Annotated in this window: 26 protein-coding genes; 8 read left to right on the forward strand and 18 right to left on the reverse strand. The window is 52.5% G+C overall.

The window, feature by feature from the left end:
• The first annotated feature begins 2 nt into the window (after nt 1-2).
• From flgG to OCA8868_RS11620, 4 genes are read left to right on the forward strand one after another with little or no spacing between them, the layout of a single operon-like run.
• Nucleotides 3-788: a flagellar basal-body rod protein FlgG gene (gene flgG, locus OCA8868_RS11605; RefSeq protein ID WP_093996719.1), complete on the forward strand. Its 786-nt coding sequence runs from the start codon at nt 3-5 to the stop codon at nt 786-788.
• Nucleotides 785-1,201 (forward strand): flagellar basal body P-ring formation chaperone FlgA, encoded by a 417-nt coding sequence (flgA, locus tag OCA8868_RS11610; protein WP_093996720.1) that lies wholly within the window; start codon nt 785-787, stop codon nt 1,199-1,201. The genes flgG and flgA overlap by 4 nt, the downstream gene beginning before the upstream one ends.
• A gap of 9 nt (nt 1,202-1,210) precedes the next feature.
• A complete protein-coding gene (gene flgH / locus OCA8868_RS11615; RefSeq protein WP_093996721.1) occupies nt 1,211-1,945 on the forward strand; it encodes a flagellar basal body L-ring protein FlgH in 735 nt (244 codons plus the stop codon).
• Between the two features lie 9 nt (nt 1,946-1,954).
• Nucleotides 1,955-2,467 carry a flagellar basal body-associated FliL family protein gene (locus OCA8868_RS11620; protein ID WP_093996722.1) on the forward strand — a complete coding sequence of 171 codons (513 nt, stop codon included), beginning with the start codon at nt 1,955-1,957 and terminating at the stop codon, nt 2,465-2,467.
• On the opposite strand, the gene OCA8868_RS11625 is transcribed toward OCA8868_RS11620, so the two are convergent.
• The 9 genes from OCA8868_RS11625 to OCA8868_RS11665 all read right to left on the reverse strand — a co-directional run bounded on the left by OCA8868_RS11625 (nt 2,457) and on the right by OCA8868_RS11665 (nt 11,473).
• Nucleotides 2,457-2,831, reverse strand: a complete 375-nt coding sequence (locus tag OCA8868_RS11625; RefSeq protein WP_093996723.1) for a hypothetical protein — start codon at nt 2,829-2,831, stop codon at nt 2,457-2,459. The genes OCA8868_RS11620 and OCA8868_RS11625 overlap by 11 nt on opposite strands.
• Entirely contained in the window at nt 2,831-3,907 is a 1,077-nt protein-coding gene (locus tag OCA8868_RS11630) for an EscU/YscU/HrcU family type III secretion system export apparatus switch protein (protein WP_093996724.1), read from the reverse strand. The genes OCA8868_RS11625 and OCA8868_RS11630 overlap by 1 nt, the downstream gene beginning before the upstream one ends.
• Nucleotides 3,904-4,677 (reverse strand): flagellar biosynthetic protein FliR, encoded by a 774-nt coding sequence (locus OCA8868_RS11635; RefSeq protein WP_093996725.1) that lies wholly within the window; start codon nt 4,675-4,677, stop codon nt 3,904-3,906. The genes OCA8868_RS11630 and OCA8868_RS11635 overlap by 4 nt, the downstream gene beginning before the upstream one ends.
• Nucleotides 4,674-6,764, reverse strand: coding sequence for a flagellar biosynthesis protein FlhA (gene flhA / locus OCA8868_RS11640; RefSeq protein WP_093996726.1), 2,091 nt, complete (start codon nt 6,762-6,764; stop codon nt 4,674-4,676). Before flhA ends, OCA8868_RS11635 begins: the two co-directional genes overlap by 4 nt.
• 139 nt (nt 6,765-6,903) lie before the next feature.
• Complete coding sequence (locus tag OCA8868_RS11645) at nt 6,904-9,099, reverse strand: hypothetical protein (protein WP_093996727.1); 2,196 nt, start codon at nt 9,097-9,099, stop codon at nt 6,904-6,906.
• Nucleotides 9,096-9,965, reverse strand: a complete 870-nt coding sequence (gene motA / locus OCA8868_RS11650) for a flagellar motor stator protein MotA (RefSeq protein ID WP_093996728.1) — start codon at nt 9,963-9,965, stop codon at nt 9,096-9,098. The genes OCA8868_RS11645 and motA overlap by 4 nt, the downstream gene beginning before the upstream one ends.
• Before the next feature lie 66 nt (nt 9,966-10,031).
• Complete coding sequence (locus OCA8868_RS11655; protein ID WP_093996729.1) at nt 10,032-10,604, reverse strand: MotE family protein; 573 nt, start codon at nt 10,602-10,604, stop codon at nt 10,032-10,034.
• Nucleotides 10,605-10,609: 5 nt separating this feature from the next.
• Nucleotides 10,610-10,963, reverse strand: a complete 354-nt coding sequence (locus OCA8868_RS11660; RefSeq protein WP_093996730.1) for a hypothetical protein — start codon at nt 10,961-10,963, stop codon at nt 10,610-10,612.
• A 12-nt stretch (nt 10,964-10,975) separates the two neighbouring features.
• A complete protein-coding gene (locus tag OCA8868_RS11665) occupies nt 10,976-11,473 on the reverse strand; it encodes a flagellar basal body-associated FliL family protein (protein WP_093996731.1) in 498 nt (165 codons plus the stop codon).
• Nucleotides 11,474-11,589: 116 nt separating this feature from the next.
• On the opposite strand from OCA8868_RS11665, the gene fliF reads away from it, so the two are divergent.
• From fliF to fliP, 4 genes are read left to right on the forward strand one after another with little or no spacing between them, the layout of a single operon-like run.
• Nucleotides 11,590-13,185 carry a flagellar basal-body MS-ring/collar protein FliF gene (fliF, locus tag OCA8868_RS11670; protein WP_093996732.1) on the forward strand — a complete coding sequence of 532 codons (1,596 nt, stop codon included), beginning with the start codon at nt 11,590-11,592 and terminating at the stop codon, nt 13,183-13,185.
• The gene (locus tag OCA8868_RS11675) at nt 13,182-13,739 is read left to right on the forward strand and encodes a FliH/SctL family protein (RefSeq protein WP_093996733.1); all 558 of its coding nucleotides are present in this window, start codon (nt 13,182-13,184) and stop codon (nt 13,737-13,739) included. The genes fliF and OCA8868_RS11675 overlap by 4 nt, the downstream gene beginning before the upstream one ends.
• A complete protein-coding gene (locus OCA8868_RS11680; protein ID WP_093996734.1) occupies nt 13,729-14,010 on the forward strand; it encodes a FliM/FliN family flagellar motor switch protein in 282 nt (93 codons plus the stop codon). The genes OCA8868_RS11675 and OCA8868_RS11680 overlap by 11 nt, the downstream gene beginning before the upstream one ends.
• On the forward strand, nt 14,000-14,737 hold the full coding sequence (gene fliP / locus OCA8868_RS11685; protein ID WP_093996735.1) for a flagellar type III secretion system pore protein FliP: 738 nt from the start codon (nt 14,000-14,002) through the stop codon (nt 14,735-14,737). The genes OCA8868_RS11680 and fliP overlap by 11 nt, the downstream gene beginning before the upstream one ends.
• 445 nt (nt 14,738-15,182) lie before the next feature.
• On the opposite strand, the gene OCA8868_RS11690 is transcribed toward fliP, so the two are convergent.
• From OCA8868_RS11690 to OCA8868_RS11730, 9 genes are all read right to left on the reverse strand, one after another.
• Entirely contained in the window at nt 15,183-16,280 is a 1,098-nt protein-coding gene (locus OCA8868_RS11690) for a flagellar basal body P-ring protein FlgI (RefSeq protein ID WP_179214851.1), read from the reverse strand.
• Nucleotides 16,280-17,290, reverse strand: a complete 1,011-nt coding sequence (locus OCA8868_RS11695) for a flagellin (protein ID WP_093996737.1) — start codon at nt 17,288-17,290, stop codon at nt 16,280-16,282. The genes OCA8868_RS11690 and OCA8868_RS11695 overlap by 1 nt, the downstream gene beginning before the upstream one ends.
• Before the next feature lie 3 nt (nt 17,291-17,293).
• Nucleotides 17,294-18,739, reverse strand: a complete 1,446-nt coding sequence (gene flgK, locus OCA8868_RS11700) for a flagellar hook-associated protein FlgK (RefSeq protein WP_093996800.1) — start codon at nt 18,737-18,739, stop codon at nt 17,294-17,296.
• A gap of 19 nt (nt 18,740-18,758) precedes the next feature.
• Nucleotides 18,759-20,063: a flagellar hook protein FlgE gene (locus OCA8868_RS11705; protein WP_093996738.1), complete on the reverse strand. Its 1,305-nt coding sequence runs from the start codon at nt 20,061-20,063 to the stop codon at nt 18,759-18,761.
• A gap of 107 nt (nt 20,064-20,170) precedes the next feature.
• Nucleotides 20,171-20,989 (reverse strand): flagellar motor protein MotB, encoded by an 819-nt coding sequence (locus OCA8868_RS11710; RefSeq protein WP_093996739.1) that lies wholly within the window; start codon nt 20,987-20,989, stop codon nt 20,171-20,173.
• Between the two features lie 76 nt (nt 20,990-21,065).
• Nucleotides 21,066-21,827 (reverse strand): FkbM family methyltransferase, encoded by a 762-nt coding sequence (locus tag OCA8868_RS11715; protein WP_093996740.1) that lies wholly within the window; start codon nt 21,825-21,827, stop codon nt 21,066-21,068.
• A complete protein-coding gene (locus tag OCA8868_RS11720; protein WP_093996741.1) occupies nt 21,824-22,228 on the reverse strand; it encodes a hypothetical protein in 405 nt (134 codons plus the stop codon). The genes OCA8868_RS11715 and OCA8868_RS11720 overlap by 4 nt, the downstream gene beginning before the upstream one ends.
• A complete protein-coding gene (locus OCA8868_RS11725) occupies nt 22,221-23,591 on the reverse strand; it encodes a tetratricopeptide repeat protein (protein WP_093996742.1) in 1,371 nt (456 codons plus the stop codon). Before OCA8868_RS11725 ends, OCA8868_RS11720 begins: the two co-directional genes overlap by 8 nt.
• Before the next feature lie 3 nt (nt 23,592-23,594).
• Nucleotides 23,595-24,383, reverse strand: a complete 789-nt coding sequence (locus OCA8868_RS11730; protein ID WP_093996743.1) for a hypothetical protein — start codon at nt 24,381-24,383, stop codon at nt 23,595-23,597.
• Nucleotides 24,384-24,535: the final 152 nt, after the last annotated feature.

Below are 24,535 nucleotides of genomic sequence, written 5' to 3' on the forward strand. Positions count from 1 at the left end.
AGATGCGAGCCCTTAGAATAGCTGCCGCTGGTATGGCGGCCCAACAAACCCGCGTTGAAGTGATTTCAAACAACCTCGCGAACATGAGCACGACTGGATACAATACGCGCCGCGCCGAGTTCGCAGACTTGCATTATCAACAAATGCAACGACCAGGGACGATAAACGCCTCTGATGGCACGGTTCTGCCAACTGGCGTTCAGCTGGGCCTCGGGGTTCGCCCCACGTCGGTTACCGTCATGCTTTCGCAAGGGTCTCTCGCGGCAACGGGTGGTGACCTTGATATCGGTATTGAAGGCAACGGATACCTTGAAGTTACGCTTCCTGATGGCCGTGCCGCATACACGCGAGACGGTGGTTTAAAGCGTACTGGAGATGGGTTGATTGTTACATCGGATGGCTACCCAGTCGTCCCAAACATCACAATTCCATCCGACGCTCGGTCGATATCAATTAACTCCGTAGGAGAGGTTTACGCCTACTTTGTTGATCAGGTTGAACCGCAATTATTAGGGCAGTTCACGTTGTCCGGCTTCACGAATCCGAAAGGATTGGAGGCTATCGGGTCGAACCTGTTTCTAGAAACACCTGCTTCGGGGCCGTCGGCAGTGACCACTCCCGGGCAAGACGGATTAGGAGTATTGCGGCAAGGATATCTTGAAGACAGCTCCGTTGACCCAGTTCGCGAGATCACGGACCTTATCAAAGCCCAACGAGGCTACGAACTGAACTCAAAAGTCATCTCCGCGGCAGATCAAATGCTGGGTGCGATGGTGCAAATCCGATGATCCGCTTATTCGCGTTCTTTATTGCGCTGGCTGCGCCAGTTTCTGCGGATACCATTGTCGCGGCGCGTACGATACCAGCCCGCAGCTTGATTGGAGCCGATGACGTATTGATACGAGACGTCGATATTGCTGGGGCGCTAACCACTCCTGATTTGGCTATCGGGAAAGAAACACGCGTGGCGCTATATGCAGGGCGTCCGATCCGCGCGGGTGATATCGGACCACCCGCAGTTATCGAACGCAATCAAATCATTACCCTCGTGTATCAGCGAGGCGGTGTCGTGATTTCCACCGAAGGTCGCGCACTTGATCGCGCTGGTCCTGGTGACGTGATTCGCGTGATGAATTTGGCTTCCCGATCAACAGTGAGCGCGCAAATTGATGCGACGGGCACTGCATTAGTTAACCGTTAGGAGTTTTGCATGCGAACCACCACAGTAGTTATGCTGGCGACACTGATGTTGATAACCGCCTGCGCACGCATGCGTGAGGTAGGCAGCCCCCCTGAATTTACACCGCCCCAGGCATCGCCCGAGGCGACAGCGATGCTGACCTATGGAATCACAAGCGACCTTGTGGTTTCCGAGCCCCGAGACGGAACGCCGTCGCTTTGGACGGGCGAGCGTGGATCGCTTCTTGGTGACCGCCGAGCTGTGCAACGCGGTGACATTCTCACGGTGGTTATCAAAATTGATGACAGCGCGTCTATCTCAAATTCAACTGACCGCTCACGTAGCGGATCTGAAAGCCTTTCCATTCCAAACCTGTTTGGTGTGCCTCAGCGCATCGATGAAACGATGCCTGACGGTGCGAGTTTGAGCTCTGCGGTAAATCTAAACTCGAGCTCTTCGTTTGGTGGCGCTGGTTCCGTTCGGCGCAATGAGAAGCTTGAGCTACGGATCGCTGCAACGGTCGTTGATGTGATGCCCAACGGAGTGCTTTCTATCCAAGGTACCCAAGAAGTCCGCGTTAACTATGAAATGCGCGAGCTATTGGTATCCGGCTTTGTTCGCCCGGCGGACATCAGTCGGCAGAACGAGATCACGTATGACAAACTCGCCTCTGCACGGATTTCATATGGCGGTCGCGGCCAGATTTCAGACGTTCAACAACCCCGAATTGGTCAGCAAGTCGCTGACATTATCTTGCCCTTTTAGGAGCGCACTATGAAGAAACTGATCCTCCCAATAATTCTAATGCTTGTTGGTGTTGGCGGGGGCGTTGGGGCTGGTTTAGCTTTGATGCCTGCGCCAGAAGAAGAGGTGGCCGTCGCCATTTGTGTGGACGGTGAGGTCATGGACCCCTTACCCGAGCAAAGCGAACCGGTTGCTGAACCGGTCTCACTGGATTCACGGGAATATGCGCGCATGAACAACCAGTTTGTCGTTCCTGTCGTGGTGAACGATCGCGTAGCTTCGCTGATGGTCATGTCGTTGAGTATTGAGGTCGAGGCGGGGGGCCAAGAAGCTGTGTTCTCTCATGAGCCCAGATTGCGGGACGCGTTTTTACAGGTGATGTTTGATCACGCAAATATTGGCGGCTTCAACGGCGCGTTTACGGCTTCATCAAACATGCGGATTCTGCGTGAAGCTTTGCAAGATGCCGCCGATCAGGTGATGCGCGGGCACATTACAGACGTCCTAATCGTGGATATCGTTCGTCAAGACGTCACCAACTAGCACGCCGTGCTTTGGTTTGGCGCGCTTGCGCGACCGCATTCGCGTGCATCTTCTTGGCGGCTTCAAGTTTTGAAAGTGCCGCGATCATATCACCTCGAATTTGCTCACGATCACGCATTGCCAGTGCCAATTCCTGATTAATGACTGTCTTGCGATCTTGAGCCCATGTGTCCCAACGCAAGTCCGCCCCCGCTCTGGTCGCGGCGCTAAGTGGTTCGGCGCGGACAGGGCGATCGATCTCTTGCAACTTTTCGTTCAGTTGATTGATGCGCTGTACGATCTTCGACATCTTCACTTGTTCGGTTTGGAAGGCCATCTCTAACAGCGGCAACAACCGTTTTGTGGCGTTCAATGCGCTAACCATCAGCGGGCCGCCTTTCTGATGCGATCTGCAAACCGGATCGCCGCTGCAACCGGCTTAAACTGCTCGTTAGGTATTTGCTCACCAATCACAACAGTCGCATAAAGTGCACGTGCTGTTGGCGGGTCAGAATGGATTGGAACGCCGTTTTCATTTGCAATCTCACGGATTTGCGCTGCGACAACGTCGACACCCTTAGCCACACATTCTGGCGCACCACCCCCTGTTCGGTTCCACTTTAATGCAACAGCGTAATGCGTGGGGTTAACGATTATAACGTCCGCTTCGGGTACGTCGCTCATCATTTGGTTCATCGCAATCGCGATGCCTTTCTGCCGGCGCTGTTGCTTCATCGCCGGGTCACCATCCGAATTTTTTGCCTCGTCTGTCAGTTCTTTTCGGGACATCCGGTTCTTCCGAAGATGTTCAGCCCGCTGCCATGTGAAATCAATAATCCCAAGGGTGAGTGCGATGATCAAAACAATCGACATTAACGACGCACATAGGTCCAGTAGGGTTGCTATTACCTGGCGTGATGACAAAGCAATTGCGCCCATTATGTCCGGCAGACGGCCGAGCAAAAAAATGAACAGCACCGTCGAATACAAGATCAGCTTCGAAAAGCTTTTGCCAAATTCAAATAATCCGCTGCGGCCAAATTTGTTTTTCGCTTGTGAAATTGGCGATATGCGCGAAGCCTTAAAAGCCAGTTTCGAGGGCGCAATAACGAAGCCGCGCTGCGCAATAATTGCGAGAATAACCAAAACTGCGGGAATGCTGAACCAAGGGCTAACCGCCGTTCCAACACCGAACATCAAACCACCCATCATTGGGGAACCATTCGCCGCAAACACCGCTGTGGAAATTGTGTCTGAATGCCCTAATAAACCCGAAAGGATTTCCCCTAGTTTCACAAGGGAGAATGCGCCAACAGAAAGACCGGCAATAAGAATGCCCGCGTATGCGGCGGCCGTGTTCAGATCGGCCGAGCGAGCAAAATCCCCTTTCTTGCGCGCCTCGTCCAGTTTGTGTTGGGACGCTTCATATTGCTTATCATCGTCGCCGCTATCGTCGCTCATCGCGTGCCCCGAAATGGATCGAGTATAAACGTGCCCATGGCGTCCACCCAGATTGACAACATAAGCGGCGCGGCAAGCATTAGTAGTACTAGCCCGCCAGCGGTTATCGCAGGCGCACCCACAAATGCGACCATGAGTTGCGGCATCGCTTTGTTAATGACGCCCAGAGTTACGTTGTAAATCAGCGACGAGATGACAAACGGTGCAGCAAGTGTGAAACCCAGTGTAAAGGCGCGTGAAATTTCTGTGACGCCAGCGCGCGTCAGTACATCTGACGGGATGACGTTGCCCATCGGAACTAGGTTGTAACTGTTGATCATAAATTCCGCGATCTGAACATGCAGGCCCATAATGCTTGCGAGCGCGAGGCCACCAATTACCAAAACGTGCCCCATCGCTGGTAGCGGGTCACCGCCAGCGCCACCGAATAGCTGGGACAACGATGTCGATTGAGCAGCGATAGAACCCGCGATCTGAAGTGCAAAGATGAATAAGCGCAACATGAGTCCTAAGAACAATCCGGTAAGTGTTTCGGCCAAGATGAGCCCAATGGTTTGCGATGCCGTAAGCACGGTTTCCAGGCCCGGGATCGCTGGTGCAACGATTGCCGTGAACGCCAATGCGAGCCCTAATTTCACTCGGGTCGGGACGGATTGTTCACCGAAGGCTGGTAGCAAGGCCATCATTGCGCCGACCCGCATGAAGACGAGAAACCCCGCCCAAAGAACGTCTTGGCTGATCGATGAAATTTCCGCCAACACTTCGATCATGCGGGAACCAATCCGACGAGCGATGGTTTAGCGTCTACGCCGATTTCCTCAAAACTTAGCACTGGATTAGGGATACCTTTTGCCGTCAGGACCGTACGCAGAAAGCGGCGGCGTTTCATCGACGTCACGATCGCCGGGTACGAGCCAGCTTCGCCCGCAGTTGTGACTTTTTCGGAGATCGCCGAAGCGAGGCGGTTAAATTCGTCTGGTGGCAGGGCGACATCGCCAAGCCCACGTTCGGAAGTGATTTGGTAGGTCGCAAACGTGTCCTCCCATTCAGGTGCAAGCTGAACGAGTGGGATGGTTCCATCAGGGCGGCGCATTTCGGCAACCAATTGAAAGCCCAGTCGTTGACGTACATGTTCCGCCACACCTTCTACACTAGGATAAAGTTGCCGACCTTCCGCTGTGGCCTCGATGATGAGGGACAGATTTCGAATAGAAACACGTTCTTCCAAAAGCAGTCGAAGTACGGAAAGCAGCATATCGACAGGCACTTTTTCGGGGACAAGTTCATCTAACATTTTACGATTCGCATCTGACCTTGCGGTGTCACCGAGATTGCACATTTCATCCATCAACCGACGAAGTGCTTTTAGGGTCATGAGACGTGAGAAGTTCTTTTTGATGACCTCAAGGAGATGCGTTGCAAGCACTTCTGTCGGGTGGACCGTGGTCAAGCCATTAAGCGAGGCGGCGTCTTGATCGTCAGGGCTGATCCATCGCGCGGGCGCACCATAAACAGGCTCCTTTACGTCTTGACCGTTCGGCGCAGGAGTTTCCGGGCCCGACAACAGAGTCAGCACGCGACCCGGCTGCAGTGTGTCGCGTACTTGTTCGACCCCCTGAACGAGAATTCTGTAGTTGCCGCTTGCGAGCGAAACATTATCCGTGAGGCGAATTTCGGGGAGCAACACCCCAAATTCGGTGGCGACATGATTGCGCATATTGCCGATCCGAACATCCAATCCGACGCCGGGGTCCAGCACCATATCTACAAGATCCGGCGCAAATTCGACATGGATGTCGTCTAGATCGAGAAGGTCGCCAAGACTTTCACGAACAACTGGCGCGTCTGGCTTCGCCTTGGCGATCTCAGCTTCTTTGTCTCTACGTTCGGCGGCCTTCATCCCGTACCAAGCCGCGATACCAAGCGTTGCAGCGCCCGCGACGAATGGCAAAAAGGGTAAGCCCGGAACCAGCGCGAACATAAACATTAGCACACCAACAGTCGCGAGTGCCGCCGGGTGGCCGCCGAGTTGAGCAACAATTGTTAAATCAGTTGCACCGGTTGCGCCGCCACGGGCGAGTAGCAACGCCGCCGCTATTGAGATGATTACGGAAGGGATTTGGTTTACTAGACCGTCACCAACCGTAAGAATCGCATAGGTTTCGAACGCGACGCCAATTGGCATCCCGTGAACGAACGCGCCCATGATCAACCCCATCACGAGGTTCAAAGCCGTTATCAATAGGCCCGCAACAGCATCCCCTTTCACAAACTTTGAGGCGCCATCCAAGGACCCAAAGAACGTCGTTTCGGCCTGTTCGGTTTCACGTCTGCGCTTTGCCTCTGTGTGGTCAATCGCGCCAGCACTCATATCACTGTCAATCGCGAGTTGTTTCCCCGGCATACCATCAAGGGCAAATCGAGCGCCTACTTCCGCCATTCGAGTTGCGCCCTTGTTGATAACAACAAAGTTAACAATCAGCAGAACACCAAAGACGACGAGGCCTAGGAAAACGCTACCTCCCATAACGAAGTCGGCGAACCCTTCAATAACATTCCCAGCTGCGCCGGTTCCGGTATGGCCTTCTCCGATAATGAGTTTGGTTGAGGAAACATTCAATGAAAGTCGTAGCATAAGCGACGCGAGTAAGATCGTCGGGAAGGCAGAGAAATCTAACGGGCGTTCAATAAACAAAGTGACCGTAAAGATAAGGATTGCGAGGGCAAAAGAAGCGGCGAGCCCTATATCAAGCACCCATGATGGCATCGGCAGAATCATCATCACAATGATAGCCATGAGGGCCAACGCGAGCAGAATTGTCGGTTGGAATATTGTTCGAAGCGTCAGATCAGGCATAGACTACCCGATTTGCGATTTCTGATTTCAACGAATGCGAATGTAGCGAGCCTTCTGGCATCATAAATAACCCTGCACTTTTTCTAGCTGGTGATGCATGGGTAAGGCGTGATCCTTTCAAATTGGTAAGGATGGCCAGTTAATTTTCGGGACTCTCCAAACTGAACCGCTGCAATAGATCTTCAACGGATTGGCGGCTGTTTCGCGATTGCGTCAGAATCTCTCGTCTCTCCGCGAGGGTTGCAACCGGCGTTTCGTTTGGAGGCTGCAGCACGGAATTGGCGAACGTCGATAGAATCTCATCCTCCTCGACTGTTAGCCGTTCCCATGCACCCGCGCGAAATTGCAACGCTGGGGAGGATGCGGGCTGATCAACGGACAGGGCCGCCAATGCGGCACGATGTTGACCCAGTCCTTCAAATGCCCGCGCGCGCAGCGTGCGTGCGCGCTCATCTGTCATCCCAAGTAGCGCGTCTATCGCTACGTCAAATTCGCCGGTGCCAAGCGCAGTTTCTGCTAACAGGTATCTGCGTTCAGAGGCTTCTTCGCCGTTTGCATTACCAATAAGGAATGTCGACGCGCGCTCAAAGAAACCAAGATCAATCAAACGACGAGAAACCGCATTCTCAGTTTCTGATGATAGTTCCTCTGGCGTTTCACTAAATGTAAACTCCAGAAACGTTCCAGTCTCAGCATGAGCGACAATATGTGCAAACGTTTGATCAACGATATTATATGCTTCAGCATCGTCGCGGCTCTGTACCAAGTCTAGTGCGACTTGATACTGGCCGGAGGCAATTCGACCTAATGCTTCTGCATTCGCAAGGTCATTTTCGATCGGTGTATCCCGATGTTCTTGTCGCAAAGCCCCTGCCAAAAGCAGATTCGCTTCAGACGGAATCAATCCTTGTTCAAGCTCCAACTCGATTAACCGAATCAATGATTGCGGCGTTGTTCGAGCATTGTCATCTGCCTCGTTTGACAAGACGGTCACCGCAGCCTCTGGGTCATTTGCGCTTTCAGAAATCAACGCCCGTGCGGATTGTACCTCGTGTGTTGTATTGGCGTCCTGACTGTCAGCCGCATTCAACAGTTGGTTCGCTGCATCTAAATCGCCAACGTCCAGAAACCTGCGCGCTAAACGAGGGGATATCTGGCTCCTGAGAGGTTGCGGAAGTGCCAAAAAGTCATGGATGAGTTTGTTTCTATCATTCGCTTCCAGCTTTGTTGGGTGAAGTAGAAAGGCCCACAATGCGCCCGGAGAATTGCAGCCTTCCTGCGCCCGTATTGCGGGATATTCGCCATCGTAGTCGTCGATGATTCCCGCCAATTCCGTAAGAATAATGCGTGACTGACTGGACGCAGGATCGGCGGCGAGAACCAACTTCGCCTCCGCCCCAAATCCAAAATGTAAGTAGAGCCGTGCGAGGCTTTCTTGAGCCTCACGTGGTTCAACACCGAACTCGCCGGCCAAGGCTTCAGTAAGCGAAGAGGCTTGCTCATGAAACCCTCGGAAATCACCCCAAGCGTCAATTTGAAACAAATCCGCGGGGAGGCATTGTTGGTCAAGCGACCTTCCCAACTCAATCCCTAACTGCGCTAGATCTCTGTCCATTGCCGTCGAAATTCCGACCCCAGGACGACCCGGTGCTACAATCGTATCGGTTTCTTCTTGTGTGTGAATCTGCTCCAGTTCAGGCACTTCATTCGAAATTTCGGGCTCTTCATTTACGACTGTAGCGGGCTCCAGAAACCCTTGTGACGCTGCGCGCGCGATTCCTATTGCGAGCGCTTCTTCGGTTGCAGACAGGTCCGTGGGGGCCTGTTCATTTTTGCTAGGCGCTTCGTCATTTGTTTCAGTCGGGAGAGGCGAAAAAGTCAAAAAATTCGGAAATATTTGCGGATAATCTTCCAAGCTTTCAGGAGGCGGGTTCGCAACAATGTTCAAAGGTCCAAATCCAACACTTGATCGTATGGGATTGGGTTCGGGCCCTTCCTTGATGTCGACGACCAAATAGCCCGGTTTCCACAAAAACGCCTCTACTTCGCTATCGACGCCAACAAGTAAATTCAGCGCGTTCGGTGCTGATTGCCGAAGGTCATTGAGGCGGGCCCGTTGTATGCGTTCAAAAACTTGCGACGTGTCAAAGCCGTCTGATCGCCCTTCTAGTTCCAAAACGAAACCGCCCTCGTTTGGCTCAACGGACCACCCCGTATTTGGGCCGATAGAGATCACCAACCTTGAGAACGTATCGTGTTCGCCGCTTCGAATTGTGACTGGGTCAGCGAACGCAAAGAATGGAAGAACGGACAGTATAACAGCAATTCGGATCATGCTGCATCCTGCTTGGCTGCTTTCAATGCCTCTTCGAGATCAGAGAAGCTTGGGCGGCATTGGCCAGGTGTGTTTTGGCGACCGACTTCGATGCAAATGTTCGGGGCGTGCTGGTGCAAGTTGGCGACAAGGACCTCGCGGATAAGTTGATAGAAATGCGCGTCTTCTTCGACCACAGTTTTTACCCGCCCTGCGAATGGCCCAACGAGACCATATGCGAGGAACACGCCCAAGAACGTCCCAACGAGCGCACCGCCGATCATCTTTCCGAGAACCTCAGGCGGTTGATCAATTGACCCCATCGTTTTGATGACGCCAAGAACCGCGGCAACGATACCAAGCGCGGGTAGGCCGTCTGCGATGGTTTGAAGAGCGTGGGTGCCATGCATGCTGTGGTGCATGTTCGCCTCGATTCGCTTTTCGAGCACTTCTTCAACCTGGTGTGGATCGTCGTAGTTCATCGAAGCTGACCGCAGTGTGTCACAGATCAGGGCGACGGCTTCTTTGTCAGCTAAAACCTTGGGATACTTTCCGAAGATGCTGCTTTCTTGTGGTTCTTCGATGTGTGCCTCAAGTCCCACGGGATTGGCGCGCGCGAGTCTGATCAATTCAAACAGAAGGCAAAGAAGATCTCGGTAGTCGTCGGGTTTCCACTTCGTTCCTTTGAAGACTTTCCCCATATCTTTTAGCGTGTGCTTAATCCCAGACATGTCGTTCGAAATTACAAATGCACCGACTGCGGCCCCGCCAATCATGATCATTTCAAACGGCAATGCTTTTAGGATCATTCCCATTTTGCCGCCGGCGAGCGTATAGCCCCCGAAGACCATTACAAAGATGATAACTATGCCGATCAGACCGATCATGATTCTTGCCCCAATTGTTGTCCCATTGGTATTCGCACGGAACTGGTTAAAGATTAGTCTTCAAGACTAATCAGTCGGCGCATTTGCATTGCGACCCGCGATAATAACGCTGATGGAATAGGCCGTTTGAGGTTCTAATCCGGCTAAAATCGCCGCCGCAGCCTCAGGGCGCATTCGAACGAGGAAGCCTGACGCAAAGTCGGGGTCCATTTCCTGAAAAAGGCTTGCAGCGTCAGCGGGCTTCATATTCTCGTACACAGCCGTCAAACGCGTGATATCGCTATCGTTCGCAGTTTCTGAAAGCGTAAGGGCTGCAATAAGAGATTGCTCAGCCGCCTCTAATTCAGCCAATCGTTTGGTGACTTCCTCTTCCGCAGCGCTTAACGCATACAACCTATCCTCTAAGGCCACTTCCCTTTCTGAAACTCGACTTTCGCGCGCCTGCAAAGCCGCTAACAAAGGCTCAACCTCGGGTGCCTCTGGAATGCTGTCAGGCTGATGAGATTCAGTCGTTTCCATTTGCTCTTCCGCGAAGGCGATTGCTGGCCCCATACCCGTTCCGAGCCGGACACCACCCGAAGCGAACAAAAGAGCCGCAGCGAAAACGAGAACGTTCTTTGGCTTTTTAGACACAGACATCGGTGTCACGCGTCCCTTGAAACGAGTGGCTGGCGGACAAAGAATGGGTCGGTCGGCCGTTCGGATTGCGCAGGCTCAGGCAAGTCGTGCAAGGACGCAATCAACAGCTCTAACCGTTTGGCGGCATCTTGTGCGGACTGTGATTGTGTTGCGAGAGATGTGGCGGAGGTTGCTGACGCTGCCTCAGCCTTGGCGAGTGCTTTTGAAAGCTCATCGACTTGAACCGACAAAACCGCAATCGCTCCACCAACACCGTTTTCAAGGTCGGTGAATCGACGCAGTCGACGCGAAAGTACAAAGCAATAAAACCCAACGGCCAATGCGCCCGCTGCGAGAAGAATGTCTGCGATAAACGCCATAACTGACCCTTTCTAGTTCAGTACAAATTCCATGATGAGGATGTCTTTCACGCGCCCTTCACCGACAACGACCTGAACACGCCTTAGCATTTGGGCGCGGAGCCGAATCAATGCGGTGGGATCCTCGAGTTCTGCGACGCGCACAGCACGTAGATAGCCATTTAGGACATCAACAATACGCGGCATCAGGTCTGTCACTTCCTGAGAAAAAGCCGGTTCAACTTCGAGCTGGGCAGTGAACAGCAAATGTTTGGCTTGCGCGTGATCCGGCAAATTGATGACGAGCGTCTCCATAGGAACAAACGCCAACGCTGGAAGGTCTTCTGCGACAGGAACTTCCTCTTCGTGGGCTTCCTCGCTCGATCCTCCAATCATCCCGGACTGCACGGCAAAAAATCCACCACCGCCACCGAGAATCGCCAGAACAAGGCCGAGAATGAGGGGCATCTTAGACGCCTTCTTCGGCGATTCTTCACCTGTATCGTCAGTAGTTTCTTCGATTTCAGCCATGTGAACTGTCCTTATGTGTCTCCTCCTCATTACCGTGAAAGGCACTAACCGATTGTTAATCCTGTGCAGTCTATTGATGGGCATCGGCAGAAAGCCATTGGTAGGGAGAAACCCGCTTGGGAAGCGCAAACACAATCTGGGCGAACTTGGACGCTCGTCGTCGAATCACAGTGATCGGGGCATCGCTTGCGGTTTTCGCTGCGGTTCTATTCATGGCGCGTGCCACCACGTCGTCTAATCTTGCGCTGCTATATGCGGGTCTGGACAATGGTACGGCTGGTGACGTCATTGCCGCGTTGGATCAACGCGGTGTTGAATACGACGTTCAGGGTGGTTCGATCTTTGTCCCAGCGGCGGATCGGGATCGTCTTAGAATGACTCTGGCTGGCGAAGGACTTCCCGCGAACAGTTCTCAAGGGTATGAACTGCTGGATAAACTCTCGGGTTTTGGCACGACGTCGCAGATGTTTGATGCTGCGTACTGGCGAGCAAAAGAAGGTGAGTTGGCAAGGACAATCCTTGCGAGTCCTCATATTCGAGCAGCGCGCGTCCACATTTCAGCGACATCGGCACAGCCGTTTCGACGAGAACAAGCACCCACCGCTGCGGTGACCGTAACCACAGTAAACGGGACCTTAGACACTGGTCAGGCAGATGCATTGCGGTTCCTTGTGGCGTCCGCCGTTCCGGGTCTCGCACCAACTGATGTTGCCGTGATCGATGGTGTGAGCGGATTAGTTTCCAGCGCAGACAGTAGCTCGGTTTCAGTCGACACACACGAAAGAGCTGCCGAACTGAGAAGTCGGGTTGAACGTTTGCTGGCAGCGCGCGTCGGCCCCGGGAATGCGGTGGTCGAAGTCAGTGTCGACACAGTAAACGAAACCGAATCGATCATTGAGCGCAGTTTTGATCCTGAAACCCGCGTTGCGATCAGCACCGAGGTTCAAGAAAGCAGCGCCTCATCGCAAGATAGCCTGTCTGGTGACGTGACAATCGCGTCTAATTTACCGGATGGTGACGCGGCCGGGAACACTGGCGCAGCATCCAATGAGAACACCGAGAGCAGGTCGGTGACTAATTATGAAGTTTCCGAAACACAGCGCGAAGTTCTTCGCGGTCCAGGAGCGGTAAAGCGTATTAGCGTCGCCGTGTTGGTTAACAGTGTGACCTCAGTCGATGAGACCGGGGAAACCGTTACAACTGCCCGGCCAGCGGAAGAACTGGAAGACCTACGTCTTTTAGTGGCATCCGCTGTTGGTCTAGATGAAGGCCGAGGCGACGAAATTACTATTCGTTCAATGGCCTTTGAGTCCTTGCCAGCTATAGGCACAGAGGCTGGTTTGGGCGAGGTCCCGTCTCCACCACTCAATATCATGCAATTGGTCCAAACAGGGGTTCTGGCACTCGTCGCCTTAATCCTAGGACTATTTGTTGTGCGACCGATTCTGACGTCTAACCGCACGGTACCTACTTTACTTGACAACAGCGGTGCTGGTGTTCCCAGTCCAGCATTGGGGTCGGATCCAACCGTAATCGATGGAACCGCATCGCCGGTACAGTCGCCCGCAGCATCACCAAGCATCGCGGACAGCCAGACACAGACGGACGACCCGGTCGACCTACTCCGTGGATTAATTGAGGAACGCCGCGACGAGGCTGTTCAAGTTTTGCAGAGCTGGATTGATGAACCTAGTTCGGAGCTTTCGGAATGAATACCTCTCGCATTCAACTAGAGAAATTTGAGGGCGATGGCGCAAGTCTACAAATCGAAAGCCCAGACTATCGGCGAGGCAAAGCTGATGGGCTCCTCCACGCCGAAACATTAAACGCCACCAAGGTCGCGCAATCCATTAGTGAGATTTCGTCCACGCTGAACGATATGGCGTTTGGGTATGAGGAAGCGCGCCATCATCTTCTCGGGCAGTTGCAACCGCTCGTTCGCCAGATCGCAGACAAGGTTCTACCTGATATCGCTAGGGTCGGATTTGGTGCCCATCTGTCCGAATTGATTAACCTTGAACTGGAGGCTTCCGCGAGTTTGCCAATTCATATCGGGGTGGCACCCGAGGTGCTGGGCGCATTGGACAGTCTGGAAAAACAAGCGCATTGCGTGTTCGTTTCCGACCCAAACCTCATCGAAGGGCAGGCCGTGATTCAACAAAACGGCGTAGAAGTTTTCTTGGATATCCCGTCGTTAGTTCTCGACCTTCAAACCGCATTAAACGGGCTTGAAAGCCCCGAAAGGAGTACCGCCAATGGAACATGAGGCGCTCGCGACCCCGTCCAATCCGCTGCAAAATGTCCCCATCGAAGTAACGATCTCAGTCGGCCGTGCGCGCCCACTTGTTCGGGATCTTCTAGATTTAGGCGAGAACGCTGTTCTTTCGCTTGATAAGCGCATCGATGACCCTGTTGACTTGCTGGTCGGTGGCCGCTTGATCGCGCGCGGTCAACTTGAACAACTTGAAGGAAGCGATTCTGGGCAGCTCGCAGTTCGCCTCACGGAAGTTATTGCTCCAGGTCAGTATGAGACCTAAGCGTGCTATTCTCGCGATCGCATTGGTCGGCACATTACTCGTAGTAAGTCCGGCCTTCGCACAAGAGGTTTCGATCACACTGGACAACGACGGGTCGCTCGCGACGCGGTCGATTCAGCTGTTTGTCTTGATGACAATCCTAAGCATCGTTCCCGGAATCGCGATTATGATTACCTGCTTTCCTTTCATGGTAACTGTCCTCTCAATTCTGCGGCAGGGAATAGGACTTCAGCAATCTCCTCCAAACATGCTGATCATTAGTCTTGCGTTGTTTCTGACGTATTTCGTAATGGAGCCAGTATTCATCGCAGCTTGGACGTCGGGAATTGATCCGCTTCTGAATGATGGCATGCCCCTCGAAGATGCGTTTGTTCGAACCATGGAGCCATTTCGGTCATTCATGGCAAATCGTATCGCACCGGATACCTTTGAAGAACTCGCAAGCCTAAGACCAAACTCCGTCTCCAGTCAGCCGATAGAAACATCCCCTTTGTCGGTGCTCATCCCGTCGTTTTTATTGAGTGAAATTGAACGTGCTTTTCAGGTCGGGTTTATCGTCTTTCTTCCCTTTCTGATTATCGATCTTGTCGTCGCTGCCGTCCTGATGTCGATGGGCATGATGATGGTACCGCCTGCCATCGTATCGCTGCCATTCAAACTCGCCTTCTTTGTCGTCGCAGATGGTTGGAGCTTAATCGCAGCAAGCCTCGTTCGTAGTTATTTTTGATTACGACTTGAGCGTTTAATTTTTCCGGCTCAAGTGTGCTGCTGATCGAAATACCCAACCAGTCAAGTTGGATGAATCCGTACTTAATAAACCATGACGACGTTCTCGTGTGACACTTCCGAAAACTGAAGTCCTTGATAAGCACTCGCCTCATTCAGTCTGAAGTTGGGCTGCGCATCCATGATCTTTGATCCGCATAGCAATTTTTTACATTCGATTCAAAATCACCGTTTGGCAAACCCTGTGCGTAACCGATCTGTGGAGCTAACATCCTAACTTACTCTTGACCGCTTTGCGCTTCGAAGTTCAACTTGATCATGGAAACAAGATTATATCGCTTTCCGTATGCCATACTTGTTTTTCTTCGCATTGAAGACTGGAAGAATACAAATCAAGCGTTCCGTCTGTCTTCAAATCTCTGAAAATACCATTTTTTTAACTTTAACTATCGGACAACGAACTCTGCGTGAAGCGCACCGGCCGCCTTAATGCTTTTGAGGATATCGATCATATCACGTGGCGATACGCCTAGTGCATTCAGGCCCGCGACGACTTCGGATAGAGACGTTCCTTCTTGAATTTCAGCTAAGCCGATGCCTGGCTCTTCGTTTATTTGTGCGTTGGTGTTTGGGACTACCACTGTCTGCCCATCTGAGAATGGGTTGGGTTGAACGACCAAGGGCGCTTCTTCGATGCGTATTGTGAGATTTCCCTGGCTAACTGCGACCCTCGATATCCGTACATCGTCACCCATCACAATCGTTCCCGAACGCTGGTCAATAACAACGCGCGCGCGCCGCTCGGGCTCAACCAAAATGTTCTCAACTTGGACGAGTGCGTGTGCTGGGGACGCTGCTCTTGTCGCTCCGATATCGATTCGTACTGTTCCAGAATCCAACATGACCGCAACACTTCGACCATAGACTTGATTGATTGCAGTTTCAATTCGGGCGGCAGTTGTAAAATCTGGCGACCGCAATGCCAAACGGATGACTTCGAGATCCGCGAGTTCAAATGCGACTTCCCGCTCAACCGTGGCACCTGAGGGAATGACACCAGCGGTTGGGACGCCCTGCACCACGCCTCCACCGTCACCTTCAGCTGATACCCCGCCGGCGATTATTGTTCCTTGGGCTACAGCATAGATCTCACCATCAGCAGCATTCAGCGGGGTCATTATGAGTGTTCCGCCGAGCAAACTGTCTGCGTCACCAATTGCAGAAATCGTAACGTCGATCGGGCTTCCGGTGCGAGCAAACGGAGGCAGGCTTGCCGTCACCAAAACAGCAGCGACATTATTCGGTCGGAACTGTTCACCTGTTACGTTCACGCCCAATCGTTCTAATATGTTGCTCATGATTTCTTCGGTAAACGGTGAGTTACGCAAACCGTCGCCGGTGCCATTTAGCCCAACTACAAGACCGTAACCGACCAAGTCATTTGACCTAACACCGTCGAATTCGACCAAATCCTTAATGCGAATTGGAGAAGCACATGCAGTCGAATGGAAAAGTACGAGAGCAAGTGCGGCTAAAAGTCTGATCAACGCAAATACTCCGTCAGGGATAAGTTCGAAAGGCGTGCCGTTAATGTGTAATGGGTTTTGAGTTGAAGTTGGACGGATTGCAGTCGAGTTGCTGTCTCAAATGGATCAGCTGCTACGAGATCGTTTCGAGCAATGCTAAGGGACGATATTTGCGCTGTTGTCCGGACTGATGCTTGTTCGATCCGCTGCTCGGCATATCCGATACGGGCTTGTAGGCCAGTCAGTCCCGAGGCGCTCGAAAGTAGGTCGATACCTGCTCTTTCCTGTAGTTCTTGTTGGGTTTCAGTTCCAATCCCGAGCGACGGCTCGCCAGCAAGTGCGCCTTTGGCGAGTGCCTTAAGCGTGTCTCGGATCGCTTGGTCATCGGCACGAACTCCAATTTCGACTGTTTGTTCCGCCGCTGAAAGTCGAGAGATGTAACCACTCGCGTCACCAAGGTAGCCATCTGTTTCAAACCCCCCTGCTGGCGCGTCAAACCAGGCGTCTATTGCCGAGTTGATATCGCCGGCAGTCGTTAAACCGACCACCGCACTCTCTAGGTCAGCCATAATTACTTCCGGATCAGCGAGCGCGTTTGAGCCGAAATTGTTTCCGCCAAACATTGTATTGCCTGCAGAGCGTACATTCAGCGTTTTGACAACTGCATCAAAACTTCCTCGTGCAACTTCGGCGGCGTTCTCAATTTGTGACGGGGTGCTTGAGGTGTTAATCGAAAGCAACGCGGCGTTCGCTGTTTCACGATGGCTATCAACACCTGCTATCGTCGTTTGCATAAGTGAAAGAAACTGGCCCGTCTCGACGTTTGACTGAGAAAATTGTTGAAGCATTTGCAGTTGGCGGTCTAGGCCCGCAAGAATAGTCTGATCACCATTCAGATGTGATGTAAGGTCGCTTTTTTCGCCTGACGTGAGTTCTTGCACAAGCGTATTAAGATCATTTTTCAATGAGGTGTTGTGACGCGTTGTCACGAAGTGTTGGCGTAAGTCGCCGATCATCGAAATTGCCATGGTTCAGATCTCCATCAGTCTTTGCATGAGGGTTTGAACAGTTTGAATGACACGCGCGTTTGCCGCGTAGGCCTGTTCAACACGTAGTAGCATTTGCATTTCGTAATCAGTGTCCACGCCATCCGCGGATTCCGCTTCTTTCAAGCTCGACCATCGGGCGTTTGCGAAACTGACTTCAGATTCAAATTCAACACGCCTGCTCCCCATTTCACCTTCGAAGCTAGAGGCGCGGCTAGCAACACTTTGTTGCACAGGATCGGTTGCCGTTGTTCGAGGCTCTGCTATGGCGGTCGAAAGCGCCTGAAGCAAACTGGAGTTTCCGCTCGCCCCAGGTGTGGCCGCGTTAAGTCCGTCACGTAGCTTCGTTATATCGCCGCCATTGGAAGGGTCCACAAGCGCATTGAGCGAAATTCGTGACGATAAACCAAGGGTGTTTGCAACATCAAAGACGGCACCGGCATCGGTTAAGATGCCCGCTTGGCCAACAGCTAATGTGGGGTCGACGTTTGGATCTTGAAGTCGACCAATTAGGTCAGCTGCAATTGTGTCCAAACCTGCTTGTGCTGAGACAAGTTCCGAATCTCGTGCTTGAAACGCAGCCCCAAGCGTTCCTCCAGCGAGCTTACCGACGCCGTCGCTCCCGATCTGCTGCCCGTCCAGTGTAATGCCATTCAGGCCACCACTTTGAAGGGTCATATCAGGTGTGATAACAGGATTTTGAACAAACCCGAAAACCTTAGCTTCACCATCAATCAAGGTTTCGCCGCTTGGAGACATTAGTGCTATTTGACCGCCACTTCGGTTCATCTCTCGCACAGGGACAATTTTGGAGATCTCATCAATGGCCAGCTGTCTTTGGTCCATCAAACCCGACGCATCGTAACCCGAATTCTTTGCATTCGTGATGTCTTTATTGAGTTGTTCGACCTGTCCAAGCGCCGTGTTCAACCTCGTGACTTGATCAGAAATAGAAGCATCCGCGCGTTCTCTTTCGGTTTGGATTCCTTGTGATGCAGTGTTCAAAGTGGCGGCGACATCGCTAAGCTTTTCGGCCAAAACCGATAGATTGATGCTTGAAGACGGGTCAGACGCGGCGCCGATTAGCGCAGTCTCTACAGCGACAATTCGGTCTGAAATTGATCCGGTGCTACCGGCCTCTCCGACCACATCTTGGACGCGAGTCATAGTCGAAACCAAGGAGCTGTATTCCCCCAAACTCGCACCAGCCAAACGTCGGTCGCCAAGAATTCCACGATCAACGTGACGCGTCACTGACCCGATTTCGACGCCTGCACCGCGCCCACCAACAACTGCCGATGATAGGTTTAGAGACCGGCGTCCGTATCCGTCCGTCAGAGAGTTGGACACGTTTGAGGACACAACCTCGGCCATGCGTGACGCGGCAGTCATTCCTGATAGTGCGTTAGAAAGTGAGCTGGAAATACTCATGGCCATTTACCTCAGTTAATTATCTTTTGATGTTGGTGGTTTCTTGCAGCATTTCATCCACGGTCTGAATGACCTTAGCGTTGGAAGAATAGGCGCGTTGAGTTTGGATCAACTGTGTAAGTTCGCCAGCCACATCAGTGGCGGATTCTTCGCGCGCAAAACTTACGATGTCCCCTGTCGGGCCATCACCAGCATCCCAAAGGTAGAACGGCCCACTCTCTGGCGTCACGGTGTAGCTTTGGTGGTCTTGTGTGACCAGCCCGTTTTCATTTGGGACATCAACGATTGGGACTTGGTAAATCGTTCGAGAAACACCTGTGTCAAAGAATGCATGAACGAAACCATTTGCATCGACTTCAACAGAAGTCATGTTGCCAACAGGTGAGCCATCTTTCGTCACCGAAACGGGGGCGAACGCATCTGAAAGTTGCGACAACCCGCCTGCTTCACCTAACACGCCAATGCCGATGGAAACATCGCCTCCGTCAACCGCGACGGTGACGGACCCGTCAGCGGCATCGTAAGGGTCACCGACTGTGTCTGTGACCGACAGAAGACGACCACCTAGCCCGGGCGTATCATCAAACTGGAGCGTATAATTTCCAACCACTGCGCCTCCACTCGCGCTGTCTTCAATCAACATTGTCCAAGTATTCGACGATCCCGTAACTGGGACAGTAGGGACAAAACTAACCGAAAGGTTTTCAGCGATGCCAAGGTTGTCGAAGTACTCAATAGATAGCGATTCAGTATCACCAGTTGCGCCGGCCGACGTTTCAGTAGCAGGAAGGTTAACCGACAGCTGAATCGCAGTAGTAGGGTCGCTGACGAATTGGTTTGTGTCGACGCGAACCGGTTCCAGTCCTCCGGAACTGTCACGCGGGAGGGTTGGGATAGATCCGTCTGGATTGGCCGGCCATCCCAGTAAAACCAAACCCGACTCCGTGGTGAGATAACCGTCCGCATCCGCGCGAAACGATCCTGTTGTTGAAAGGAGCATGGGGAAGTCTGTTGCTGCACCAACGCCAAGGGCCGACCCTTCTGTAACGGGCAACATACCGCGGCCGCGCACGGCAAGATCTGTAGGGTTTGACGTAGATACGAGCGGTCCACGTTCATCAATCAGACGCTGTGTCGTGACGCGAACACCGCCTGCTGCATAAGTGCCTTTACCACTATCAATCACCATTGAGTGAAAGTCGGCGACTGCACGCTTGTAGCCGTAGGTTGAGGAGTTCGCGATATTGTCTGAAATTGTAGCAAGGCGGCTCGCATTGGATGCGAGCCCCGCTACGCTGGCATTTAGGGAAGATGAAATCGTCATGTGCTTGGCCTTTCTGTCGCAAGGTTGGACGTACTTGTGTCAGACCTACCCCCAAGCCACTTAACGTTCGGCTAATAGATAAAATGCAGCGGAAATTTTCTTCTTCGTTACTCCACAACCCGCAGCAATGTGATCTCGATCCGGTTGTTTCGGACTGACACAGAGCTTTCACGTGCAAGGTCCCGATCAGCGTGCCCGGTCATGCGAGCAATTCGCTGCGGATCAAGATCGCCCGCCTCCAATAAACGACGCACGGTCTCAGCACGGCCAGAGGAAATGTCCCAGACCGGACGTTCTGCAACAACGAGCGGCAGCGTGCGGGTATGGCCATCGACGGCGACAGGATTTGTGACCAAGTCGAACACCCGCGCAAACATCGTTGTCAGCTCTATCAAGACAAGGGTCGGTTCAGTGCCTTCGTCAACAAACAATGGTGCATTCTCACGGGCGAAAATCTCAATGATCAGGCCTTCGTCAGTCAGACGCGTAATAACGTGGCGCAAGGCCTCTTGTTGAATTAGGCTTTCACCGCCGATACCAAGAAGCATTGATTCAACTTCCTGCAGCGCCGCAATTTCGGCCGCCCGTTCTAGCGCACCAGCGTCTTCACCAATCGTAGGAACGCCACCGGATTGCCCTGTACCGTCTTGTACCAACGTATCGTCGGTGAAGATGTTGGTGCCACCAAACATCCCCTCGCCGCCGCCGGAAATCCGGTTCACCGGAATCGTTGGTGAAAAGTAATCGGCAATGCCTTTGCGCTGTTGTTCGGTTGTCGCGTTCAACAACCACATAAGTAAAAAGAACGCCATCATCGCGGTCACGAAATCCGCGTAGGCAACTTTCCAAGCGCCACCGTGGTGCCCACCACCGGCGACAACTTTCTTACGTTTGATGATGATCGGTCTATTTGATAGATCTGACATGGCCCACTCCAGTTCTGTGTTGAACAGGAGCCTATCAACGACGCCTAGCGCTCAGCGTGATCGAAATGTGTTGGCCTTATGACGAACGTTTAAAATAAATCTCATCTGGTCCGCAAAATTCGACTAAATCATACTCGTTTTCGTCCATGAGCTTTTTAATTTCAGACGTGCCAGTATTGTTCTCAATCGCCCATGCTTTGACATTATGATCTTTGAAGGGGAAGCTCTTTAGGCAAGCAATTTCGCCGCCTTCTATATCTAGAGAAAGAAAGTCTGGATCGGGTATTTTGGCAAATTCCAGAATGCTCGATAGGGTTCTGGTTTTGACCTTCGTTACGTTCTCTTGGTGGCGTTTGTCATTGCGCACTGTTTGCAACAGCTTTTTGTCGTAGGTAGCCGCCAATCCACTCATCTGGGTGAAGCCTTCGCTGATTTCGATGAACTCCGCCTCACCTTCGGTCGGTGCAATCGCGGCTTCAATGCAGGGGCACGTTCTATACGCAGCCGCCTTAACGAGCTGTGCCTTTACGGGTTCAACAAGTGCGCCCGTCCAGCCACGGTTTGTTTCAAGAAAAAACGTATTTGAGCCTGTTACACCGTCGTAACCACCAACGTCGATGAACGTACCCTCGCGTTTGTTTTTCATGATTTGGTCAATTACGTAATCCTGTCCGGCTTGCGACGTGTACGCATACCGGGGCGATAACATCTGCCGAACCTCGTGAAACCGGCGGACCAAAGGACCACGTTCGCGCGTTCGGTTGTTTTCGAGAGCGCTCTGAAGCTTTCTGGCTTCTTTGCGCAAAAGGCGGCGTGCTTCGGTTACGTTCTCGGTCATGTTTCGACTCCATGATCGCTGTAGGATTTCTCTTCGACCAAGGCCGAACCTAGCAACAGGTTGATTTTCTTTTTTATGTCGGCGCGCTTGTCGTTGGTGATATAAACGGCGCGAGCAAGGCGAATGAATTCATCGCCAAAGTCCTTGGCCTTTTCGCAATCGCGAATGTCATCTTCGATGACCCAAAGATCGGCATTGATCGCATATAGTTCATCCCAGAGAGCCGTGAGCGCGGCGCTGGGCGGAACATGAGCATTAGCTGTGTCCATGAGGGCCGCCTTTTCAACGCGAACATTGTGGGCCTTTGCTGGATCTGAAATGCGTTCTTCTTTCAAACGAAGGATCGTCAATTTGTCGATCAACTCGCCAGGGGCTGTCGGAACAAGAATATGATCAGCCATGTTTCGAAACCTCTTTAGCCAGCGCTTTGTTTACTGCATCAAATGCTGATGCCCAGTCTTGTGGTTTTGCCTGCCGGAATAGCCGCATCGACGGATACCACGGTGTCGTTTTGCCTTTGTGCCGGTAGACCCAGAAGGCGTCCCAATGAAGCATGACCCAAACGGGAATCCCAAGTGATCCAGCGATGTGTGCAGTGGCAGTGTCTGATGTGATGATCAGATCCATTTCTTGCATCGTTGCAGCGCAATCCGCGAAATCGCGGTCCGTGCTTGCGGTGTCGATGATTAGCGCCGAACTTCCGTCCTGATGAAAGGCCTCTAAGAACGGCCCCTTATAGAGGGAGAACAGTTGGATGTTTGGGATATTTGCCATTGGCAGAAATTCGCGATGTGTAAACGAGCGGAACGTGTTGCCTTTATAGGTCGCGGACCCTGACCAAACGACACCAACCTTAAACATGTCACGATGCTTTGCGGTTAGTCCTTTAGCGCGATCAATTGATTCTACAGGGATATTCAATTTGACGGGCGTAGGAACGGCGCCGCTTTCGTTTGGACCGTAAACAAGTTTTGGCATGTCCATCAGGCTAAGCCACATATCAACCGGATCGTCCTTGGATGCAGCCGGACCGACCCAGTCAACGCCCTCCATTCCTTCAAACATGCGCAACAACGGCTTCTTAGCAACGAGGCGGACCCTTGCACCCATGGCGACGATAAGGGGAATAAATCGCGCCATTAGGACCATGTCGCCGAACCCCTGTTCCGGCAGGATTAAAAGTGTTTTACCGTTGACTGAAAGGCCATCTTCCCACTTCGTAAACGGGAGTTCAGGGCGGTCTAATTCGTCACTATTCCAACGTGAGTCATAAGAACGGAATGCGGCGCCGTACTGCCCAGCGCCCAGCTGAGCAAACGCGAGTTGGAGCTTAATTTCTGTCTCGTTTGGATAAGCTTCAATCATCGGGACGAGATAATCGATCGCGTCCTGATACCGCCCCAAACCACGCAAGCACCGGCCAATCATTGCGTGGTGCATTAGGTGGCTCGGATCAATCTGTAAGGACTTATTGCGAAGTTCAATCGAATGCTCGTAGTCCCCAAGATCGGACAAGATGTTGGAATAGTTGTTGAGGACCCCTGCGTCGTTTGGCGCGAGGGCGTATGCCCGAATTTGTGCGGTTCGGCCCATTTCATGGCGGCCAATCGAGCGATAGAGCGCCCCGAGGTTGGTCCAAATTCCAGCATCCGAAGGGTGCTGCTGCAAGACACGTGAATACCCTTCAAGTGCCTCGTCATAACGGCCGGCTCTATGCGCTTTCACAGATTGGTGGCGCACGTCGGCCCAAGTCGCAATGGCCATGGATTAGGCCTTGCTTCGCTTACGTGTGATTGGCTTGAGCAGCGTGTCTGGCCGCCTCTCTTCAGCGGCCTCAAACAGCGAGAATGTCTGGTTTACGTAATTCACCGCGCCAGAGATCATTTCCATGTAGTCGTTCAGTTCCGGCGTGACCTCAGTCTCAGTCACAACGATGCTACGTTCGGGAGACTGCGTTTCAAACCCAGCGTAAAACAAAGGATCGCCGCGTTTGATTTTGATCGGTTTGTCTGGCTCGTGCCATTCAAACGCCCACATCAACGGACGCGGCCAGACATTGATCGGGAAACGGCCACCAAAGATCGTGCCGGGAAGCGGGTCTTTGGTGTAATGCATGAACGGGCTTACTTGACTCATGTAGACCGGCTCGTCTGAGATGAAGACATATGGCAGCGAAAGCTGAATCGTCGGGACGCCCTTTGTGCGCCATTCGACCTCGGACGTGATGTGTAGCTTATCGCCAAGTTTGCTTGCACGGATGTTGGACTGCGTTCCCGCTAGGTTTCGCAATACAGGCTTACCCTTATCGTCACGCGCAAAGCCGATGTGGATATCAAAAGGACACTTCACCATGAAGTATCTGCTTTCCATGTTGATAACGGCAGGGCAGCGAGATGCAGACTTTGCATGTTCGCGGTTCACCTCAACAGACCGGACACGCTCAGGTGCATCATAAATTATGCCACCTTTTTTATCGCTGAGGAACCAGCCCACTTGTACAGGACCACGTCCCTCAGGAGTGTCTTTTGTGTTCTCAAATGCCACTGACAACCGCATCGCCGTCTCCAATAATACTCTTTTTAGGGGATAGAATCGTAAAGCCCCCCACAAGTCAAAACCAATGCTGCAATAACTTGCCCGCGTGACAACAAAGCAGCGCGAGCTAGGAAAAACTGTGGCGACATATGATGTCCAGACGACACTAGACA

It is taken from the genome of Octadecabacter ascidiaceicola (assembly GCF_900185015.1).
Classification (GTDB): Bacteria; Pseudomonadota; Alphaproteobacteria; order Rhodobacterales; family Rhodobacteraceae; genus Octadecabacter; species Octadecabacter ascidiaceicola.